This window comes from Corallococcus sp. AB045 (assembly GCF_003668895.1).
Classification (GTDB): domain Bacteria; phylum Myxococcota; class Myxococcia; order Myxococcales; family Myxococcaceae; genus Corallococcus; species Corallococcus coralloides.
This window is the reverse complement of record NZ_RAWN01000410.1, coordinates 1-1,596: the sequence shown is the minus strand read 5'-3', so window position 1 is coordinate 1,596 and position 1,596 is coordinate 1. Positions and strand designations below refer to the sequence as shown.

Genomic DNA, 1,596 nt, shown 5'->3' with positions numbered 1-1,596 from the left:
GGGTGCGTCTGGACGCGCAGCAGGACATCCGCGAGGTAGTCCTCGGGATTGACGCCGTTGGCCTCGCAGGTGGCCACCAGTGCATAGAGGCCAGCGAGGTTTTCCCCCGCGGCCTCGTGGCCGACAAAGAGAAAGTTTTTACGGCCCAGGGCCGCCTTGCGCAGCGCCGATTCCGAGCGGTTGTTGTCGAGGGGCAGGCGCGCGTCGGAGACGAATCGCGTCAGGGCGTCCCACTGCTTCAGCGCGTAGGAAATGGCCTGGCCCAGCGGCCCCTTAGGCAGGTGGCGCGGCGCCTGCGCTTCCATCCACGCGCGCAGCGCCGTGAGGACGGGGAGACTCTGCTGCTGACGCAGCTCGCGGTGGGCGTCCGTGCGCACGACGCCCGCGTCGCGGGCCAGGGCTTCCACGCGGTAGAGGGCGAGGATGAAATCCAGCGCCTCACGTGCTTCGGGGGCGGTGGCCAGCGCGTCGAAGAAGCGGCGCCTGCAATGGGCCCAGCACCCGACGCGCACCCGGCCCTGGGGCAGCGTCACCGCGTTGTAGCCGGTGTACGCGTCCACCACGAGGGCGCCCGAGGTGCCGCCCAGGACTTCCTTCGGTGTCTTGCTGGCCCGGCCGAGGCTGAAGCGGTAGCCGATGAGCCACTGCCCCGCCTCATTCTGGGTGAGAAAGGTCCAGAGGTAGCCCAGCCGCGTCTTCTTCACGTCCAGCACGCGCAACGGCGTCTCGTCAGCCCACACCACGTCCGCGGACGCAATGCATTGCAAGAGGTGCTGGCACAGAGGCAGCAGCACCGAGGCGGCCTGGTGGAAGAGGTCCGTCAGGGTGCTGCGACTCATGGGCACGCCGCTTCGCTCCACCCGCTGGGCCAGCCGGTGCAGAGGCATGGCGTCCGCGCACTTCGACGTCACCACGTGGGCGAGGAAGCCGGGGCCGTACTCGCCCCGGTCCACCACCCGGGCCGGGGGCGGGGCGGTGACGACGCCCCGGCCGCACGCGCACGCGAGGACTTCCTGCACGTGCACCTGCTTCTCGAAACGGGCGGGCACGTACTCGTACACCACCGAGGTGCGGCCGGGGCCCAGGGGCTTCAAGTCTTCGCTGCCGCACGCCGGGCAGTGGCGCTCCTCGGCAGGCACCGCGTGGCGAATCTCCCGCGCCAGGGCCTCCTCGGCCTTGCGGGCGGCTCTCTCTTGCCGCTTCTTCTTCGCGGCCTCGGCCCGGGCCGCCGTCGAGTCCGCGGCCCCGCGCAGCTCCGTCGCCACCGCCGGCAACTTCTCCGCCCTGCGGCCGAAGACGTGGCGCTCCAGCGTCGCCATCTTCGCCTCCAGCGACGTCAGGCGCTCCTTGAGTTCCTCCGCCTCCTCGCGCCAGGGGCAGAAGTGGTCCTGGGGGAGCTCGCGCGGCACTTCGCCTCAACACGCCTGCGCCACGCCGCGTCCCGGGCCGGGCGCGTCAGGTGCCCGTGCGCCCGGGAGGCGTCCAGGCGGGCTGGCGCCTCACCTGGGCCACGTCGATGCCGTCCAGCAGCATGGCCAACTGCGTGGCGTCCAGCGTCACCGCCTGCGCGCCCGCGTCCACCGGCGGCAGCCGGAA

1 protein-coding gene is annotated in these 1,596 nt (G+C 71.8%); it reads right to left on the bottom strand.

Annotated elements, in window-relative coordinates; translation table 11 throughout:
- The coding region (locus D7Y21_RS41155; RefSeq protein WP_121718609.1) for an IS66 family transposase at nt 1-1,409 on the bottom strand (1,409 nt) is incomplete at its 3' end.
- Between the last annotated feature and the right edge of the window lie 187 nt (nt 1,410-1,596).